We start from the raw sequence: 16,413 nt of genomic DNA, 5'->3' as shown, positions 1-16,413 counted from the left end.
CAGCCCCCGGACGGGGGCCGGTTCGAGAGGGCCGGGCTCGCACCACCGGCCCGACGGGCCTCGTGGCAGGCGAGGCCGAGACGGCAACCAGCCGGTCCGGATGCCGCTTGCGCCCCGGCTGCCGGGTGCGACGTTCCACGTTCGGCAGCGGCGGCCCGGTCGCCGCCCACAACTCGCCGCCGATGTCCCACGGCTTCGGCCGAGCCGCCCTGCCCCTCCCGGATCACCGCTCCCCGGACGACCCGACCACCGCGGAGATCAGTTCGTCGGGAGTTCTCAGAGGCGGCTCAGCGAGGCCGCGGTGAACAGGACATCGCGAATCGCCTCGCGGTCGCCCTGCTGACCGGCCGCCGCGTCCACCGGAGGCACCCGCCCGGCGATCAGCTGGCAGAACTCGACGCTGTCCAGCGCGATCTGCGCCACCGTGTGCGCGGGCGAACCGGAGGCGGCGGGGGAGTCCAGCGGGATGTACCAGTTGCCGCCGCCCGAGCCCTCGATCTCCAGATGCAGCGAACGGCCCGGCGAACCCGCCGTCACCAGATGGCTTACGGGCCCGGCCAGTCCCGTCCTGCGGCGTTCGGCCAGCGCAGCGGGCAGCACCCGGGCCGCCAGGTCGACGATCCGGTTCAGATGCGGGGCGGACGGCGACTCGTACGGGTAGTCCACCGCGTCCGCGATGTCACCGCCGTGCACCCAGCATTCGAAGGCGCGCTCCAGCAGCGCGTCGTGCATCGGCAGCGCGAAGTCGCCGTACGGGACGGAGAGCTCGGAGACCCGGCGGCCCGCGAACGACACCGTGCGGATGAGGGTGTGGCTCTGCGCCCGCCACGGGTCGTGGACCGAGCGGGTGGGCGGCAGACGGGTCGCGGACCAGTACCGCTCCGTGCGGGCGGTGGGCGACAGCGGCCAGTCCTCGGCCCGGCCGATGGTGCCGTCGCCGAGCGGCACGTCCAGACCGAGGGCCGTGCCGACCAGCCCGTCGACGGTCATGAGATGGCCGACGACGCCCGCGACCGTCGTCCTGCGACGGGCCTGCTCCTCGTCCTCGAACCACTTCAGCCGCACCGGGGCGTGCCACTCGGAGTCGCCGATGTCGTGCAGCAGCGCGTCGAGCCGGGCGGTCTCCGCCTCGTACGGAGCGGCCCAGTCCGGTACCGGGATGGCGGCCGGGCGACGGGTCAGGCAGGAGTCGATCACCCGGGAACGCAGCGCCGGATCGAGATCCAGACCGCGGTCGGTCTGCAACAGGCCGACCGCGTCGCGCAGCCGCAACGCCTCGTCCGCGCAGGTGGCGCACTCGGTCAGATGGGCCTCGACGGCCTCGGTCTCCTCCGCCGAGCACGCGGCCAGCGCCCAGGCGCCGAGCAGCGCTTTGAGGACGCGATGGGGCAGCAGCGGAGCCGGCGGCCCCATCGGCTTCTGCGACAACGGCGGGCCCTGTGGATTCGGCGAGCCCGGCGGGCTCTGCGGGTTCGATCGCGGGTTCTGCGGGCCGGATGGTGCCACGGCGGATTCCCGTTCCGGTGTCGTCGGCCGCGGTTCGTCGGGTGCCCACGGTCGCTCGTCCGGCGTCCGGTGCCGCTCCTCGGGCGGGGACGCCGGGGCGAGCGGCGGCAGCGGCAGGGAGCCGAGGTCGAAGTCGTCGGCGGCCGCCCGCGGTCCCGGTATGCGCGGTGCGCCCCGTACCTCCTCGTCGCGTCCCTCGCTCTCGTCGTCGCGTCCCTGCGCGTTGCCGTCGGTGGTCACAGCGCCCGTCCGTATCCGGGCGGGGACGCACCCTCCAGCGGGTGGGTGTGGGCGGTGGACAGCAGCTGCAGCCCGAGCCGCAGCCGGCGACGGGCCTCGTCCTCGGTGACCCCGAGGTCGGCGGCGGCCTGCCGGTAGTCCCTGCGCTGGACGTAGGCGAGCTCCAGCGCGGCGCGCAACGGGGCGGGCATGGACGTCACGATGTAGTCGGCGCGGGCCGAGGCCGTGGCCCGGCGCACCCGCTCCTCCAGCTCGGCGCCGGTCCGCCCGTCCGCGTCCTCGGCGGGGCGGTACGTCTCGCGCAGCCGCCGTACGGAGTGCCGGTGCGCGAGACGGGCCACCCAGGAGCGCATCGAGCCCTGCTTCGGGTCGTAGGCGTCCGGGTTCTCCCACACGTAACCGAAGACCTCGCGGGTCACCTGGTCCGCGGCCGCCTCGTCGTCGAGCATCCGGTGGGCCTGGCTGTGCACGAGAGAGGCGAACCGGTCGTAGAGCTCGCCGAGGGCGGCCGCCTCACCGCGCGCCAGCCGCTGCTGCATCTTGCGGTCCCAGCGGGGTGGTGCGTTTCTCGCCATGCGACCCCCAGCCCTGTTCCCCTCGTCACACCGAATGTAGTCGGCGGCGCCGACCACGGACGACCCTTTGTGGCAAGTGCGCCCCCGGAGAGGCCGGACGTGGTAAAGAAGGCGCCGTCTCACCGCGGTGGCGAAATCGTACTCGAACCAATCATTTCGGTTCGAACACGACTATGCCCTCTCGCGCGAGTCGGTGTTTCATGGGCCTGCGGCGGGGGCACCCGCGAGAAGGAACGGAAACCTCCGGAACGTCGGTTGATTCGGTCGGGAACAGCCGGAAGCAGTCAAGAAGTCGACGTTACGGAACAACGTCGGAAGACACGGAACGAGAGGCCCCGTCGCGTGACACTGAAAGTGGCCGAGACCGTGCACGGCGACTGGACCGTGCTGCGCATGCGCGGCGAGCTGGATCTGGTGTCGTCGCCTGCGATGCGCCAGTCCGTCCACGAGGCGGTCGCCGAGGGCCGCCACGACGTGGTGCTCGACCTCTCCGAGGTCCAGTTCTGCGATTCCAGCGGCGTCGGCGTACTGATCGCGGCCCGCCGCCTGATGCGCTCGTGCGGGGGCCGGCTGCGGCTGATCCTCCCGGCGCGGGGCGCGGAGGAGGGCTCGCACGTCAACCGGGTCATCTGCGCGCTCGGTGTACGCCGTCTCTTCGACGTCTACCCCGACCGGCGCGCAGCCGTCGACGACGGGGCCCGGCCGCTCCCGGTCTGAGGACCGGCGGGAACCGGGGCGCCGGTTCCCGCCGACAGGAGAACCGCTCGCCGTCAGGAGAACCGCTCCCGCAGCCGGTACTTCAGCACCTTCCGCAGGGTCTCGTTGCGCGGCAGCTCCGCGACCACCTCCAGCTGTTCCGGCAGCTTGTACACGGAGAGTCCCCGTTCCCGCAGGTAGCCGGTGATGTCCGGCAGGGTCAGCGGGGCGGCGCCCGCGGGCTGCTCCACGACCGCGCAGACCCGCTCGCCGCGCTCCGCGTCCGGGAGCCCGATCACCGCCACGTCCCCGACCTCCGGGTGTCCGTGCAGCAGGTCCTCCAGCTCCTTGGCGGAGACGTTCTCGCCCTTGCGGATGATGATGTCCTTCAGCCGCCCGGTGAGCACCAGGTGCCCGCTCGGCTCGACGTGGCCGATGTCCCCGGTGATCAGGAACCCGTCGGCGTCGAAGGCGGCGGCCGTCGCCGCAGGGTCCAGATATCCCTTGCAGACGGCCTCCCCGCGCAACCGCACCTCGCCGTCCGTACCGTGCGGCAACGGCATGCCGGACTCGTCCGTGATCCGGATCTCCATGCCCGCGGGCGGGCGCCCCTCCGTCCCGGCGAGGTGTTCCGCCGTGTCGTCGGGGGCGCCCATCGTGATCATGGGGACCTCGGTCATGCCGTACCCATGGGTCAGCTGGACGCCCATCTCCCGCACCACCGCGTGGTACAGCTCCGGAGGCTTCGGCGCCCCGCCGCCCGCCAGCAGCCGCAGGGTGGGGACCGGCCCGCGGTCCGGGGTCCTGCGCTGCTCGGCCAGGAACATCGAGTAGAACGCCGTGGAACCGCCCGCGACCGTCACTCCGTGGCGCCGGTACTCCGCCAGCGCGTCCGGCATCGCGAAGTGCTCGAAGAGCACCGCCGGGAACCCGTAGAGCAGCAGCATCACCGCGTAGTCGGGCCCGCCGACATGGGCGAACGGGAACGCGATCGAGCCGATGTCGTCGGCCGACAGACGCAGCGCGTGGGCCAGGCAGGAGCCGCCCGCGATCAGGCTGCGGTCGGTGTGCAGGACCCCCTTCGGGTCGGAGGTGGTGCCCGAGGTCCAGTAGATCCAGCGGACCGCGGTCCCGTCGGCGGGCGGCGGGGGCAGTACGGCCGGATCGCCGTCCGGCAGCGACGCGTACACCTCGAAGACCAGTGGTACGGGCCCGGCCGCCGGTGCCGCCGCCGCGGCCGGCTCCGCCGTGACCGCTTCCGGCGTCGAGGTCCTTGCCGCGGCCAGCCGGTGCGCCATCGCCGTGTGGTCGAAGCCGCGCCAGGTGCCCGGTACGGCGAAGAAGCCGGCCTTCGACTCGCGCAGCGCGAACCCCGTCTCGCGGTCCCGGTGGAACGGGATGACGGGCGACTGCACGGCCCCGATCCGGGTCAGCGCGAACGACAGCAACACCGTCTCGATCCGGGTCGGCAGCTGCCAGACGACCACGCTCCCGGGGCGCACCCCCATCCCCCAGAGCCCGGCCGCGACCCGTTCGCCGCGGGCCCGCAGCTCCCCGAAGGTCAGCGTGCGGTCGTCCTGGATCAGGAACGGGCGGTCCGGCGTCAGGGCGGCCCGTCGCTCGACGAGCTCCCAGAAAGTGCCCGACGTGCCCAGCGCGTGTGCGGTCTCGTCCACGGCGAACCCCTCAAAAGCTGACGGATAGTCAGATCGTGCGGAGAGCGTAGAGCGCCGCGCCTTGTCGGTCCAGGGGTGCGGGGCTAGCCTGAGTCCGGAGCTGGATCTGACGGGTCATCAGAAATGAATAAGCGTCCACCGGGGACGGAACGGGGCCGCGGGGGACCGGAGGAGACCCCGTCGGGGACGCGAAGCGCCCGCAGGGGACGGACAGGGGACACCGTGAAGGAGAAGGGGACACCATGACGGAACTGCCTCGGATCGTCAGCGTCGACGACCACGTGATCGAGCCGCCGCACCTCTTCTCCACCTGGCTGCCCGCCAAGTACCGCGAGCGCGGCCCGCAGCCGCTCACCGCGGGCATCGGGGAACTGGCCTACGTCGGCGGCAAGTACGTCATCACGATGGACCCGGACGGGCCGCCCACGGACTGGTGGATCTACGAGGACCTGAAGTTCCCGTACAAGCGGAACATCGCCGCCGTCGGCTTCGACCGCGACGACATGACGCTGGAGGGCATCACCCGGGCCGAGATGCGGCCCGGCTGCTGGGACCCCGCCGAGCGCCTCAAGGACATGGACCTCAACCACGTCGAGGCGAGCCTGTGCTTCCCCACCTTCCCGCGCTTCTGCGGCCAGACCTTCGCCGAGGCGCGGGACAGGGAAGTAGCGCTCGCCTGTGTCCGCGCCTACAACGACTGGATGGTCGAGGAGTGGTGCGGCGACAGCGGCGGACGGCTCGTCCCGCTCTGCATCATCCCGCTCTGGGACATCGACCTGGCGGTCGCGGAGATCCACCGGAACGCGGCGCGCGGGGTGCGCGCGGTGACGTTCTCCGAGATCCCCACCCATCTCGGCCTGCCGTCGATCCACACCGGCTACTGGGACCCGTTCTTCGCCGCGTGCCAGGAGACCGGCACGGTCGTCAACATGCACATCGGGTCCAGCTCGCAGATGCCCGCCGCCTCCCCGGACGCCCCGCCCGCCGTCCAGGCCAGCCTCTCCTTCAACAACGCCATGGCCTCGATGATGGACTTCCTGTTCAGCGGGGTCCTGGTGCGCTTCCCGCAGCTGAAACTCGCCTACAGCGAGGGCCAGATGGGCTGGATCCCGTACGCCCTGGAACGCGCCGACGACGTCTGGGAGGAGCACCGGGCCTGGGGCGGGGTGCGCGACCTGATCCCCGAGCCGCCGTCCACGTACTACTACCGGCAGATCTTCTGCTGCTTCTTCCGGGACAAGCACGGGGTCGCCTCGCTCGACGTCGTCGGACGGGACAACGCCACCTTCGAGACCGACTACCCGCACGTCGACTCGACGTTCCCGCACACCAAGGAGGTCGCGCTCGACCACGTCAAGGGGCTGGACGACGAGACGGTCTACAAACTGATGCGTGGAAACGCGATCCGGATGCTCGGCCTCGACCTCGACCGCCGCCCGGCCCCGAACGGCCGTACCGGTCAGGGAGCGTAGGCGCGCGATGGATCTCGCGTACACGGAGGCGGAGGAGGAGTTCCGGGCGCGGCTGCGCGCGTGGCTGGCCACCGTACTGCCCGCGCTGCCCGCGAAGCCCGCCCCCGACGACTGGCCGGGGCGGCGCGCGTACGACACCGCCTGGCAGCGGATGCTGTACGACGCCGGCTACGCAGGCCTGCACTGGCCCGTCGACGCGGGCGGGCAGGGTGCCACCCCGACCCAGCACCTGATCTTCCTGGAGGAGACGGAGAAGGCCGGCGCCCCGTACGTCGGCGCCAACTTCGTCGGACTGTTGCACGCCGGGCCCACCGTCGCCGCCGAGGGAACCGCCGAACAGCGGGCGCGCTGGCTGCCCCCCGTACTGCGCGGCGACGAGATCTGGTGCCAGGGGTTCAGCGAGCCCGACGCCGGATCGGACCTCGCCGCGCTGCGGACCCGGGCGATGCGCGACGGCGACCACTACGTGGTGAGCGGCAGCAAGATCTGGACCTCGCACGCGGAGGTCGCCGACTGGTGCGAACTGCTGGTGCGCACCGACCCCGCGGCCCCCCGGCACCGGGGCATCACCTGGCTCGCCATGAGGATGGACACCCCGGGCGTCACCGTCCGCCCGCTGCGCACCCTCGCCGGGTCCACCGAGTTCGCGGAGATGTTCCTCGACGAGGTGCGCGTGCCGGTCTCCCACCGGGTCGGCGCGGAGAACGACGGCTGGCGGGTCACCATGGTCACGCTCTCCTTCGAACGCGGCACGGCCTTCGTCGGAGAGGTCGTCGCCTGCCGCCGCACCCTGGCCGCCCTGGCCGCCCGAGCACAGGCCGACGGACGCTGGGACGACCCGGTGCTGCGCCGACGACTGGGCAGGCTGAACGCCGAGTTCCGGGCGCTGTGGCGGCTCACCCAGTGGAACGTGAGCGAGGCGTCGGGGCCGGGCCCCGGCGGGCGCGGCAAGGGCGCGTCCGGCACGGGCGGCGTACCCGGCACCGGGGGCTCGGTCTTCAAACTGCGTTACTCGCACGCCCGCCAGGAGCTGTACGAGACGGCCGCCGAGGTGCTCGGCGCGGACGCCGCCGATCTGGACCGGGAATGGGTCCTGGACCGGCTCTCCTCGCTCTCGTACACGATCGCCGCGGGCACCTCGCAGATCCAGCGGAACATCGTCGCCGAGCGGATACTCGGCCTGCCGAAGGGGCGCTGAACCGGCCATGGACTTCCAGCTCTCGGACGACCAGCGGGCCCTGCGCTCGGGGACAGGGGACATCCTCGCCGGGCGCTTCGGCAGGGACCGGATGCGGGCGGCCCTCGACGCGGGCACAGCGGTGGACCGCGGGCTGTGGCGGGAGCTCGGCGAGGCGGGGTTCTTCGCACTGCGGCTGCCGGAGGCGGAGGGCGGCGCCGGGCTCGGGCTGCCCGAGGCGGTCCTCCTCTTCGAGGAGGCCGGGCGGGCGCTGTTGCCGGGGCCGCTGATCGCCACGCACCTCGCGGCGGGGGCCGTGAAGGGCGCGGCGGAGGGGACGGCGGTGGTCGCCGTGCTGGAGCCGGGCCGGCCGGTGGAACACCTGGGGGACGCGGACGCGCTGCTGGTGCTCGGCCCGGAGGACGTGGGGGCGCGGGCGCCGGAGCGGGCGTCGGAGTCGGGCCCGGAGCGGGCGTACGCCGTGACGGGCGGGGAACTGCGGGGCCTCGTGGGCGGGGCCGCCGAGCCCGTACGGTCGATCGACCCGTTCACCCCGCTGTGGCGGATCACCGCCCCCGCCGGAGCGTCCCACGAGCGGCTGTCCGGTGAGCTGTTGTCCGGCCGGACGGCCCGGTGGCGTGACGAGGGCGCTCTGCTCGCCGCCGCCGAACAGCTCGGCAGCGCCGCCCGCACGACCGAGATGGCTGTTCAACACGCCGGTGGACGCGAGCAGTTCGGCGCCCCGATCGGATCGTTCCAGGCGGTCAAACACCTGTGCGCCGACATGCTGGTCCGGGCCGAGTTGGCGCGCTGCGCCGTCTACGCGGCGGCCGTGACCGCGGACCCCGTCGAGATCGCCGGCGCCAAGCTGCTCGCCGACGAGGCGGCGGTCCGCAACGCCCGCGACTGCCTCCAGGTGCACGGCGGCATGGGCTTCACCTGGGAGGCGGACGTCCACCTGCACCTCAAGCGGGCCTGGCTGCGCTCCGGCCGGTGGATCGGGGCGGCGGCGGCCGAGGAACGACTCGCGTCGGATCTGCGTGGAGGCGCCGGGATACCGCGCTGAGACCGGCGCCGGGGTTCCGCAACGGGGCCGGCGCGGGGGTGCGTCGCCGACGCCGGCTTCGGACTTGTGCTGAAACTGTCTCGGATCCGTGTCCGGTCCGGTCGGGACTCGTGTCGGGCGGTTCGAATCCGTGCTCGAGTCGGTCGGGTTCCGTGAAGAATTCCCGCCCGCAGATATGTGCGAACGCGGTTGGCGGAGAGGTGACGGAGGGGCCCCGGGGCCTCACGGTACGGAGTCACGCGGTGCATTCGGCCGCCTCGGGAGCGAGGCCCGTGCCCGCGGGTGGATTCGTCACGGGGCGGAGTCGGCGGTCACCTCGGGTACTCTCCGTGGGGTGCGAGAGGTTCTGGGGCCGGGTGTACCGGACGATCCGGGAGTTGCCCGCGTGGCGGCTCCGGACCGGAGGGGGCGGTCGGCCCGCATTCCGGGTGGTGACACCGGTCCCGCCCGGGAGATTCCCGAGACCTCCACGCGCTTCTGTTCGACTCCCCGCAATGTGCGTCGCACAGTATGTACCACGCGTACTCCTTCGCGCTGGAATATGCCCGAAGCGCTTGTTGCGGTGACTGTACGTCAACCATGCTGTCGCGTACGGGAATCACGTTCCGTGACCCCGAGGAGGCGCGAGGCGATGTGTCCGCCGGTTCGGATGGTGTGAGCGGTGCAGGTGCTTCAGGTTCAGCTGGAGGTCGGTCCGGATCCCGCAGAGGTCGGGCGGGCACGCAGATGGGCGCGGTCGAGACTGATCGGGTCGGGGATGAGGGGTGACGAGCCGCTGGCCGAGACCCTCATCCTGCTGATCTCGGAGCTCGTCACGAACGCGGTGGTCCATACGGGCTGCCCGGCCGTGCTGCGCATGCTGTTCGGCTGCGCGAGCGGGGCCGGCTCCGGGACGGTACGGGTCGAGGTGGCCGACGCCAGTTGCCGCCCGCCGCAGCAGCGCCACGCGCTGGGCGAGGACACCGGTGGCCGCGGACTGGAACTGGTCGACGGCCTCGCCGACCGCTGGGGCTGGCAGCCGGAGGGCGCGGGCAAGCGCATCTGGTGCGAGGTCGACCGGGAACCCCCGCTGGTCCAGGTCGTCCCCCTGCACCCGGGCGGCCAGGCGCTCCGGACCCCCTCGGGGGCGAAGGACACCCACGCGGCGCCCGGCGCACACACACGCGCGGTCCATGGCACGTCGTGCGTGGGCGGTACGCCCTGCGCGGGCGGTTCCTCGTGCGTGGGCGGCGTCGGCGGCACGGGGAGCGCGGACCGCAAGGCGTACGAGTCCCCGCGCGCTGTCACACGACGTGCATAAAGGTTAAAGCAGTGGCCCCGAGGGGCGGTTGGGGCCGAGCGGAGCCTTTCGGGCCGCGCCGGGTCCGGGGCCCGAGGGGCCCGGGTCACAGCACGGCGACCGGGGCGACCGGGGTGCCGGTGGCGCCGACGAACGGTTCGGGCATCGCCGACAGCAGGAAGGCGTAGCGCTTCTCCTGCGCACAGGCCGTGGACAGTGTCTCCAGGTTCCAGTTCTGGCCCTGGAGCATGCCCATCTCGACCAGGTCCAGCGCGTGCACGCCCAGCCACAGGTCCTCGATCTCGGGCGGGAAGATCTCGAAGGTCAGGGTGTCGTTGGCGACCGCCGCCACGTCGCGCGCGCGGAACCACTCGGGTGTGCGTATCGAGAGGCCGGGGGAGGGGTAGGCGTACGCGGGCCTGTCACCCGCCAGATAGACCCGCACCTGCCCCGTCCGTACGAGGACGATGTCGCCGGAACGGACCCGGACCCCGGCCAGGTCCTCCGCCGCGTCCAGGTCCTCGGGAGTGACGGCGTGGTCGCCGGGCAGCCGGTCCACGCCGTGCGCGCGGGCCACGTCGAGGAGGATTCCGCGCGAGACGAGGTGCGGCACCTTGTCGATGCCGCTGAACCGCGCACCCTCGTGCGCGGTGATCGTGTCGGCCGGGCGGCCGTTGTAGATCCTCCCGGAGTGCGAGACGTGGGTGAGGGCGTCCCAGTGGGTGGCCGTCTGGAGGCTCAGCACGGCCGAGTCGTCGCTGGTGGCGACGGTGCCGGGGCCGAAGAGCTCCTGGTTGATCTGGACCATGGTGTGCAGCGGGTTGATCCTCCCGGGGACCAGACCGCTCTGCACGCCGTCCTGTTGGAGGGGGAGCGCGAGCGGGACGCGTCTCCCGGAGCGGACCGTGGCGGCGGCGTCCCGTACGACGGAGTCGGTGATCAGGTTGAGCGTCCCGATCTCGTCGTCGGCGCCCCAACGGCCCCAGTTGTTCACGCGCTTGGCGATGTCGTGGAACTCCTCCGGCAGTGACACGGCGCCTCCCCAGGGCTTGTGTTCGCGGACCTGATGGCCCATAAAATCTAACGGTCCGTCAGAAATCGCGGGAAGGGGCCGGGCATGGGGAACTTCTTGGCAGGCAAAGTGGTGGCCGTGACGGGTGCCGGTCGCGGCATCGGACGGGCGGTCGCGATCGCGGCGGCGGCCGAGGGCGCCCGGGTCGTCGTCAACGACTACGGCGTCTCCGTCGACGGCGGCGAGCCGAGCAGCGAGGTGGCCGAGTCCGTCGTCAAGGAGATCGAGGCGGCGGGCGGGCAGGCGGTGGCCGTCGCCGACGACATCTCCACGATGGCGGGCGGGCAGCGGATCGTGGACACGGCGCTCGCGCGGTACGGCCGGATCGACGGGGTCGTGTGCGTGGCCGGCATCCTGCGCGAACGGATGCTGTTCAACATGTCCGAGGAGGAGTGGGACCCGGTCGTCGCCACCCATCTCAAGGGCACCTTCACCGTCTTCAGGGCCGCGTCGGCGGTCATGCGCAAGCAGGACGGCGGCGGCACGCTCATCGGATTCACCAGCGGCAACCACCAGGGCAGCGTCGCCCAGGCCAACTACAGCGCCGCGAAGGGCGGGATCATCTCGCTGGTACGGAGCGCGGCCCTCGGTCTGCACAAGTACGGCGTCACGGCGAACGCCGTCGCCCCGGTCGCCCGCACCCGGATGTCCGCCAACGTGCCCATGGAGCTCAAGGAGATCGGCGAGCCGGAGGACGTGGCGGCGCTCGTCGTCTACCTGCTCAGCGACCGGGCCCGCAAGGAGCGGATCACCGGCCAGGTGTACACCGTCGCCGGGCCGAAGATCGCGGTCTGGGCACAGCCGAGGGAGCTGCGCGCCGGGTACGCGGAGGGCCCGTGGACCCCGGAACGGATCGCCGACTTCCTGCCGGGGACGGTGGGCACCGACCCCATGCCCATGCTCGCGCAGCTGGAGGAGATGGCAGCGGCGGCGGCTGCCAAGGCCCGGCCGAACGCCTGACGGGGACCTTCCAGGACGTCCCGCGGGACCCCGCTTCCGCGGGCGTTCCCCGGTGCGGACCGTACCGACGCGGATCCCACCGAAGCGCCGTCCGGCCCCGGTGCGCGGGGCGCCGGGCGGCCCCCTCGCTCCGTACCCGTACGCAGGAGGCAACGTGGACTTCACCCTCGGCCCGGACGACACCGCCTTCCGCGCGGAGGCCCGCGCCTGGCTGGACGAACACCTCGTCGACGCGTACGCGGCGGCGGCCGGCACCGGTGGGCCGGGCAGCGAGCACGAGAGCGTCGGTGTCCGCCGTGCCTGGGAAGGCGAACTCGGGCGCGGCGGCTGGATCGGCCTCGGCTGGCCCGACGGCGAAGGCGACGAAGACGGGGACGGCCGCAGGGACGGCGGCGGGTACGGGAACCGGCGGGCGAGCCTGACCCAGCAGGTCGTCTGGGCGGAGGAGTACGCCCGCGCCGCCGCACCCGCCCGGGTCGGCCACATCGGTGAGAACCTCCTGGCCCCGACGTTGATCGCCCACGGCACCCCCGAGCAGCGGCGGCGCTTCCTGCCCGCCGTCGCGCGCGGCGAGGAGCTGTGGTGCCAGGGCTACAGCGAGCCCGGCGCCGGATCCGACCTCGCCGGGATACGGACCAGCGCCGTCCCCGACCCCGCACGCGGCGGCCACCGCGTGACCGGGCAGAAGATCTGGACGTCGCTCGCCCGGGAGGCCGACTGGTGCTTCGTGCTGGCCCGCACGGAGCCCGGCTCCCGGCGCCATCACGGCCTGTCGTTCCTGCTCGTGCCGATGGACCAGCCGGGCCGGATCGAGGTGCGGCCGATCCGCCAGATGTCGGGCACCAGCGAGTTCAACGAGGTCTTCTTCGACGGGGCGCACGCCGAGGAGTGCGTCGGCGGCGAGGGCAACGGCTGGACCGTCGCCATGGGACTGCTGGCCCTGGAGCGCGGCGTCTCCACGCTCGTCCAGCAGATCGGATTCGCCGCCGAGCTCGAACGGGTGGTGCGGGGCGCCGTGACCACCGGAGCCGTCACCGACCCGGTGCTGCGCGACAGCCTCGTCCGGCAGTGGGCGGAGCTCAAGGTCATGCGCTGGAACGCCCTGTGCACCCTGGGAGCCGTCGGCGACCCCGGCGCGCCCAGCGTGGCGAAGCTGCTGTGGGGCGGCTGGCATCAGCGCCTGGGCGAACTCGCCGTACGGATCAGGGGCGCGGCCGGGGCCGTCGGCCCGTACGACTGGACGCCGGACGTCCCGTACGAACTCGACGAGACGCAGCGGCTGTTCCTGTTCACCCGGTCCGACACCATCTACGGCGGCTCGGACGAGATCCAGCGGAACATCATCGCCGAGCGGGTGCTCGGCCTACCGAGGGAGTCGGGATGAGAGGCGTCGTCTTCGACGGCAGTCGCACCGAGGTCGTCGACGATCTGGAGATACGGGAGCCGGGGCCGGGCGAGGTGCTGGTGGCGGTGGCCGCGGCCGGGCTGTGCCACAGCGACCTGTCGGTGGTCGACGGGACGATCCCGTTCCCGTCGCCGGTGGTGCTGGGGCACGAGGGCGCGGGCGTGGTCGAGGCGGTCGGCGCGGGCGTCGGCCACGTGGCGCCCGGCGACCACGTGGCCCTGTCGACGCTGGCCAACTGCGGGGCGTGCGCGCAGTGCGACCGGGGCCGGCCGACGATGTGCCGCAAGGCGATCGGTATGCCGGGGCGGCCGTTCTCCCGGCGGGGCGAGTCGCTGTACCAGTTCGCCTCCAACTCGGCCTTCGCGGAACGGACCCTGGTCAAGGCCGTGCAGGCCGTGAAGATCCCGGCCGATCTGCCGTTCACCTCGGCGGCCCTGATCGGCTGCGGGGTGCTGACCGGGGTCGGGGCCGTGCTCAACCGGGCGAAGGTCGACCGCGGCGACACGGTGGTGGTGATCGGCACCGGCGGCATCGGGCTCAACGTGATCCAGGGGGCCCGGATCGCGGGCGCCCTGACGATCGTCGCGATCGACGCCAACCCGGCGAAGGAGGCGGTGGCCCGGCGCTTCGGCGCCACGCACTTCCTGACCTCGGCGTCGCCCGACGGCGTACGGGAGATCCTGCCGCACGGCGCCGACCACGCCTTCGAATGCGTGGGCCGTACGGAACTGATCCGCACCGCGATCGACCTGCTGGACCGGCATGGGCAGGCGGTCCTGCTGGGGGTTCCGGCGGCGACGGCGGAGGCGTCGTTCCTCGTCTCGTCGATGTACCTGGACAAGTCGATCCTGGGATGCCGCTACGGATCCTCGCGCCCGCAGCGGGACATCGCGCTGTACGCCGAGCTGTACCGGGAGGGCAGGCTGCTGCTGGACGAACTCGTCACCGAGACCTACCCGGTGGAGGACTTCGCCAAGGCGGCGGACGACGCGCACCACGGCCGGGTGGCCCGGGGGGTGCTGGTCTTCTGAACCCGGTGGCCCGGACGAGGCGGACCTCGGCTCCGTCCCGCGCGGCCCGGTTCCGGGTCCGGGTCCTGTCGGGCCTGGGTCCGGTCCGGTTCTGCCGGTCCCGTCAGTCCCGTCAGTCCCGTCAGTCCCGTGCGGCCCGGTCCCGGAACGTGCGCCGGTACGCGCTGGGGGAGACCCCCAGTACCGCCTGGAGGTGCTGTCGCAGCGAGGTGGCCGTGCCGAAGCCCGCGTCGCGCGCCACCTGGTCGATCGACAGATCCGTCGACTCCAGCAACTGTCGTGCGCGCTCGACCCGTTGACGGGTCAGCCACTGCACGGGGCTGACCCCGACCTCCTCCCGGAAGCGGCGGGTGAACGTCCGCACGCTCATCGACTCCTGCCGCGCCATGTCGCGGAGCTGGATCGGGTGCTCCAGCCGGCCGAGTGCCCAGGCGCGGGCGGTGGTGGTGGTCGCCAGCCGCGCCTCCGGCACGGGCCGTTGGATGTACTGCGCCTGCCCGCCGTCCCGGTGCGGTGGTACGACGGTACGGCGGGCGACGTCGTTGGCGACGGCGGTGCCGTGGTCGCGGCGCACGATGTGCAGGCACAGGTCGATCCCGGCGGCGACCCCGGCGGAGGTCAGAACGTCCCCGTCGTCGATGAACAGGACGTCCGGGTCGACCCGGACGTCCGGGAACAGCCGCTGGAAGTGGTCGGCGGAGGACCAGTGGGTGGTGGCCGGCCGCCCGTCCAGGTATCCGGCCGCCGCCAGCACGTAACTGCCCGTACAGATCGAGACCATCCGCGTGCCCGGCCTGATGTACGCGAACGCGGCGGCCAGTTCGTCGGTGAGCCTGCCCTGTGTGTACACGGGGCCCAGCTCGTAACTGGCCGGGATCACCACCGTGTCGGCCGTGGCCAGGGTCTCGGGGCCGCGTTCGACGGTGATCGTGAAGTCCGCGTCCGTACGGACCGGGCCCGGCGGGCGGACGGAACAGGTCACGACTTCGTAGAGCTTGCGGCCCTTGTCGAGCGGCTCGGAACCGATCGAGCGACCGAAGATCCTTTGCGGGATGCCCAGCTCGAAGGGGAGCAGCCCGTCGAGGGCCAGGACGACGACTCGGTGCGGCATGGACGGACTCCCTTCGACTCTAGCTGGTATAGACCACAAGTTGATGCATGTCACTCCCGTGAAGGCAAAGTCGGCGGGTCGCCCGCGCATTCCCGCCGCGGGTCATCCGTTCAAGCCTGCCGCGGGTCGTCCGAGCGCTCCCGCCGAGGTGCCTTCGGTGTCCGAGGCGTCCGAGGCGTCTGAGACGTCCGAGGTGTCCGAGGTGTCCGCGAGTGTGCCGTCCGGTTCGTCCCTCGGCCCGGCTGCCGACCCGGCCGATTCGGCGGCCCGAGCGGATCGGGCGAGGATGGAGCGGATCGGATGGGGGCGGTACGGACGATGTCGATGGTGTCGCGGGTGATGGCGGCGGGCGCGGCGGTGCTGACCGTCGCCGCCGGGCTCGGGGTCGGGGCGGTGGCCGAGGGCGACATCGCCAAGTACGCCGGGGACGCGCTCTACACCGTCCTGATCTGCACCTTGGTACTCGTGGGCGCGCCCCGCACCCGGCCCCTCGCCGCGGCCGGCATCGGGCTCGCGGTGAGCTGGGCGGTCGAACTGCTGCAACTGACCGGGCTTCCCGCGGACCTCTCCCGGCGCAGCGCGGTGGCACGTCTGGTGCTCGGATCCACCTTCAACGCGCCGGATCTGGTCTGGTACGCGGTCGGCGCCGGGGCCGCCTGGGCCGTGGCGGCGTCGGTCGATCGCCTTGCGCGCTCGGCGCGTTCCGCCCGCTCGGCCTGATCCGTGCGTTCCGCCCGCCCCGTTTCTTCTATCGACCCTGCGCGTCCTGCTTGGCACGGAGGCGCTCCTCGGACTTCTGCATCTCGATGACCTCGAAAATGTGCGCGGTGGTCTGCCTGCGGGTGCTGCCGCTGACACAGAGCGCCGTACCCGCGACGGCCGGAGGCACGGACAGCGCGAAGATGAGCATCAGTTCGGGCCAGTCGCGCTCGGGACCGCACCGCGATGAGGTGTTCTGGAAGGAGGAGTCCGCGACCGGGGAATCGCATTCCAGGGTGCCCGTACGGCTGTGCACGGTGTAGGGGGCCAGCAGCAGATAGCCCAGCCAGATCAACAGCCCGGTCGCGACGGCCAGCAGACCCAGGCCCCAGCCGATGAGCGTCCCGGAGCGGCGGTCGAAGTCCTGGCGGACGGCCCAGTGCATGAC

14 protein-coding genes and 1 pseudogene are annotated in these 16,413 nt (G+C 72.5%); 9 read left to right on the top strand and 6 right to left on the bottom strand.

The genetic code is table 11. The features are described from left to right. Positions 1-276: 276 nt before the first annotated feature. Positions 277-1,746, bottom strand: coding sequence for a zf-HC2 domain-containing protein (locus AMK22_RS15910; RefSeq protein WP_073785548.1), 1,470 nt, complete (start codon positions 1,744-1,746; stop codon positions 277-279). Next, positions 1,743-2,321 carry an RNA polymerase sigma factor gene (locus AMK22_RS15905; protein WP_073785546.1) on the bottom strand — a complete coding sequence of 193 codons (579 nt, stop codon included), beginning with the start codon at positions 2,319-2,321 and terminating at the stop codon, positions 1,743-1,745. The genes AMK22_RS15910 and AMK22_RS15905 overlap by 4 nt, the downstream gene beginning before the upstream one ends. A gap of 342 nt (positions 2,322-2,663) precedes the next feature. On the opposite strand from AMK22_RS15905, the gene AMK22_RS15900 reads away from it, so the two are divergent. Next, positions 2,664-3,038, top strand: a complete 375-nt coding sequence (locus AMK22_RS15900) for an STAS domain-containing protein (protein WP_073785544.1) — start codon at positions 2,664-2,666, stop codon at positions 3,036-3,038. Positions 3,039-3,091: 53 nt separating this feature from the next. On the opposite strand, the gene AMK22_RS15895 is transcribed toward AMK22_RS15900, so the two are convergent. Further along, positions 3,092-4,693 carry a class I adenylate-forming enzyme family protein gene (locus AMK22_RS15895; RefSeq protein ID WP_073785542.1) on the bottom strand — a complete coding sequence of 534 codons (1,602 nt, stop codon included), beginning with the start codon at positions 4,691-4,693 and terminating at the stop codon, positions 3,092-3,094. A gap of 242 nt (positions 4,694-4,935) precedes the next feature. Between AMK22_RS15895 and AMK22_RS15890 the strand changes: the two genes are divergently transcribed. The 4 genes and pseudogenes from AMK22_RS15890 to AMK22_RS40850 all read left to right on the top strand — a co-directional run. After that, the gene (locus AMK22_RS15890) at positions 4,936-6,165 is read left to right on the top strand and encodes an amidohydrolase family protein (RefSeq protein WP_073785540.1); all 1,230 of its coding nucleotides are present in this window, start codon (positions 4,936-4,938) and stop codon (positions 6,163-6,165) included. Positions 6,166-6,172: 7 nt separating this feature from the next. Further along, positions 6,173-7,363, top strand: coding sequence for an acyl-CoA dehydrogenase family protein (locus tag AMK22_RS15885; protein WP_073785538.1), 1,191 nt, complete (start codon positions 6,173-6,175; stop codon positions 7,361-7,363). A gap of 7 nt (positions 7,364-7,370) precedes the next feature. Next, entirely contained in the window at positions 7,371-8,408 is a 1,038-nt protein-coding gene (locus AMK22_RS15880; RefSeq protein ID WP_073785536.1) for an acyl-CoA dehydrogenase family protein, read from the top strand. A gap of 661 nt (positions 8,409-9,069) precedes the next feature. After that, positions 9,070-9,507: pseudogene (locus tag AMK22_RS40850) on the top strand (ATP-binding protein); the annotation flags it as partial. Positions 9,508-9,793: 286 nt separating this feature from the next. On the opposite strand, the gene AMK22_RS15870 reads toward AMK22_RS40850, so the two are convergent. After that, complete coding sequence (locus AMK22_RS15870; RefSeq protein ID WP_073785689.1) at positions 9,794-10,720, bottom strand: cyclase family protein; 927 nt, start codon at positions 10,718-10,720, stop codon at positions 9,794-9,796. Between the two features lie 84 nt (positions 10,721-10,804). On the opposite strand from AMK22_RS15870, the gene AMK22_RS15865 reads away from it, so the two are divergent. From AMK22_RS15865 to AMK22_RS15855, 3 genes are all read left to right on the top strand, one after another. Then, positions 10,805-11,719 (top strand): SDR family oxidoreductase, encoded by a 915-nt coding sequence (locus tag AMK22_RS15865; protein ID WP_073785534.1) that lies wholly within the window; start codon positions 10,805-10,807, stop codon positions 11,717-11,719. A gap of 154 nt (positions 11,720-11,873) precedes the next feature. After that, entirely contained in the window at positions 11,874-13,103 is a 1,230-nt protein-coding gene (locus AMK22_RS15860; protein WP_073785532.1) for an acyl-CoA dehydrogenase family protein, read from the top strand. After that, positions 13,100-14,155 carry a Zn-dependent alcohol dehydrogenase gene (locus AMK22_RS15855; protein WP_073785530.1) on the top strand — a complete coding sequence of 352 codons (1,056 nt, stop codon included), beginning with the start codon at positions 13,100-13,102 and terminating at the stop codon, positions 14,153-14,155. The genes AMK22_RS15860 and AMK22_RS15855 overlap by 4 nt, the downstream gene beginning before the upstream one ends. Before the next feature lie 121 nt (positions 14,156-14,276). Here AMK22_RS15855 and AMK22_RS15850 read toward each other — a convergent pair whose 3' ends face one another. Further along, positions 14,277-15,266: a GlxA family transcriptional regulator gene (locus tag AMK22_RS15850; RefSeq protein ID WP_073785528.1), complete on the bottom strand. Its 990-nt coding sequence runs from the start codon at positions 15,264-15,266 to the stop codon at positions 14,277-14,279. Between the two features lie 300 nt (positions 15,267-15,566). On the opposite strand from AMK22_RS15850, the gene AMK22_RS15845 reads away from it, so the two are divergent. Further along, positions 15,567-15,986 (top strand): ribosomal maturation YjgA family protein, encoded by a 420-nt coding sequence (locus AMK22_RS15845; RefSeq protein WP_073785526.1) that lies wholly within the window; start codon positions 15,567-15,569, stop codon positions 15,984-15,986. 28 nt (positions 15,987-16,014) lie between these two features. Here AMK22_RS15845 and AMK22_RS15840 read toward each other — a convergent pair whose 3' ends face one another. Further along, entirely contained in the window at positions 16,015-16,410 is a 396-nt protein-coding gene (locus AMK22_RS15840; protein WP_073785524.1) for a hypothetical protein, read from the bottom strand. Between the last annotated feature and the right edge of the window lie 3 nt (positions 16,411-16,413).

The organism is Streptomyces sp. CB01580, assembly GCF_001905795.1.
In the GTDB taxonomy this organism is placed as follows: Bacteria; Actinomycetota; Actinomycetes; order Streptomycetales; family Streptomycetaceae; genus Streptomyces.
Note: the sequence above shows the minus strand (reverse complement) of the source record. Positions and strands in the feature narration are given on the sequence as shown.

Coding starts and splice junctions, on each gene's coding strand:
- AMK22_RS15905 (WP_073785546.1), bottom strand. CDS start 2,321: ATGGCGAGAAACGCACCACCCCGCTGGGACCGCAAGATGCAGCAGCGG.
- AMK22_RS15890 (WP_073785540.1), top strand. CDS start 4,936: ATGACGGAACTGCCTCGGATCGTCAGCGTCGACGACCACGTGATCGAG.
- AMK22_RS15885 (WP_073785538.1), top strand. CDS start 6,173: ATGGATCTCGCGTACACGGAGGCGGAGGAGGAGTTCCGGGCGCGGCTG.
- AMK22_RS15880 (WP_073785536.1), top strand. CDS start 7,371: ATGGACTTCCAGCTCTCGGACGACCAGCGGGCCCTGCGCTCGGGGACA.
- AMK22_RS15865 (WP_073785534.1), top strand. CDS start 10,805: ATGGGGAACTTCTTGGCAGGCAAAGTGGTGGCCGTGACGGGTGCCGGT.
- AMK22_RS15855 (WP_073785530.1), top strand. CDS start 13,100: ATGAGAGGCGTCGTCTTCGACGGCAGTCGCACCGAGGTCGTCGACGAT.
- AMK22_RS15850 (WP_073785528.1), bottom strand. CDS start 15,266: ATGCCGCACCGAGTCGTCGTCCTGGCCCTCGACGGGCTGCTCCCCTTC.
- AMK22_RS15845 (WP_073785526.1), top strand. CDS start 15,567: ATGGGGGCGGTACGGACGATGTCGATGGTGTCGCGGGTGATGGCGGCG.
- AMK22_RS15840 (WP_073785524.1), bottom strand. CDS start 16,410: ATGCACTGGGCCGTCCGCCAGGACTTCGACCGCCGCTCCGGGACGCTC.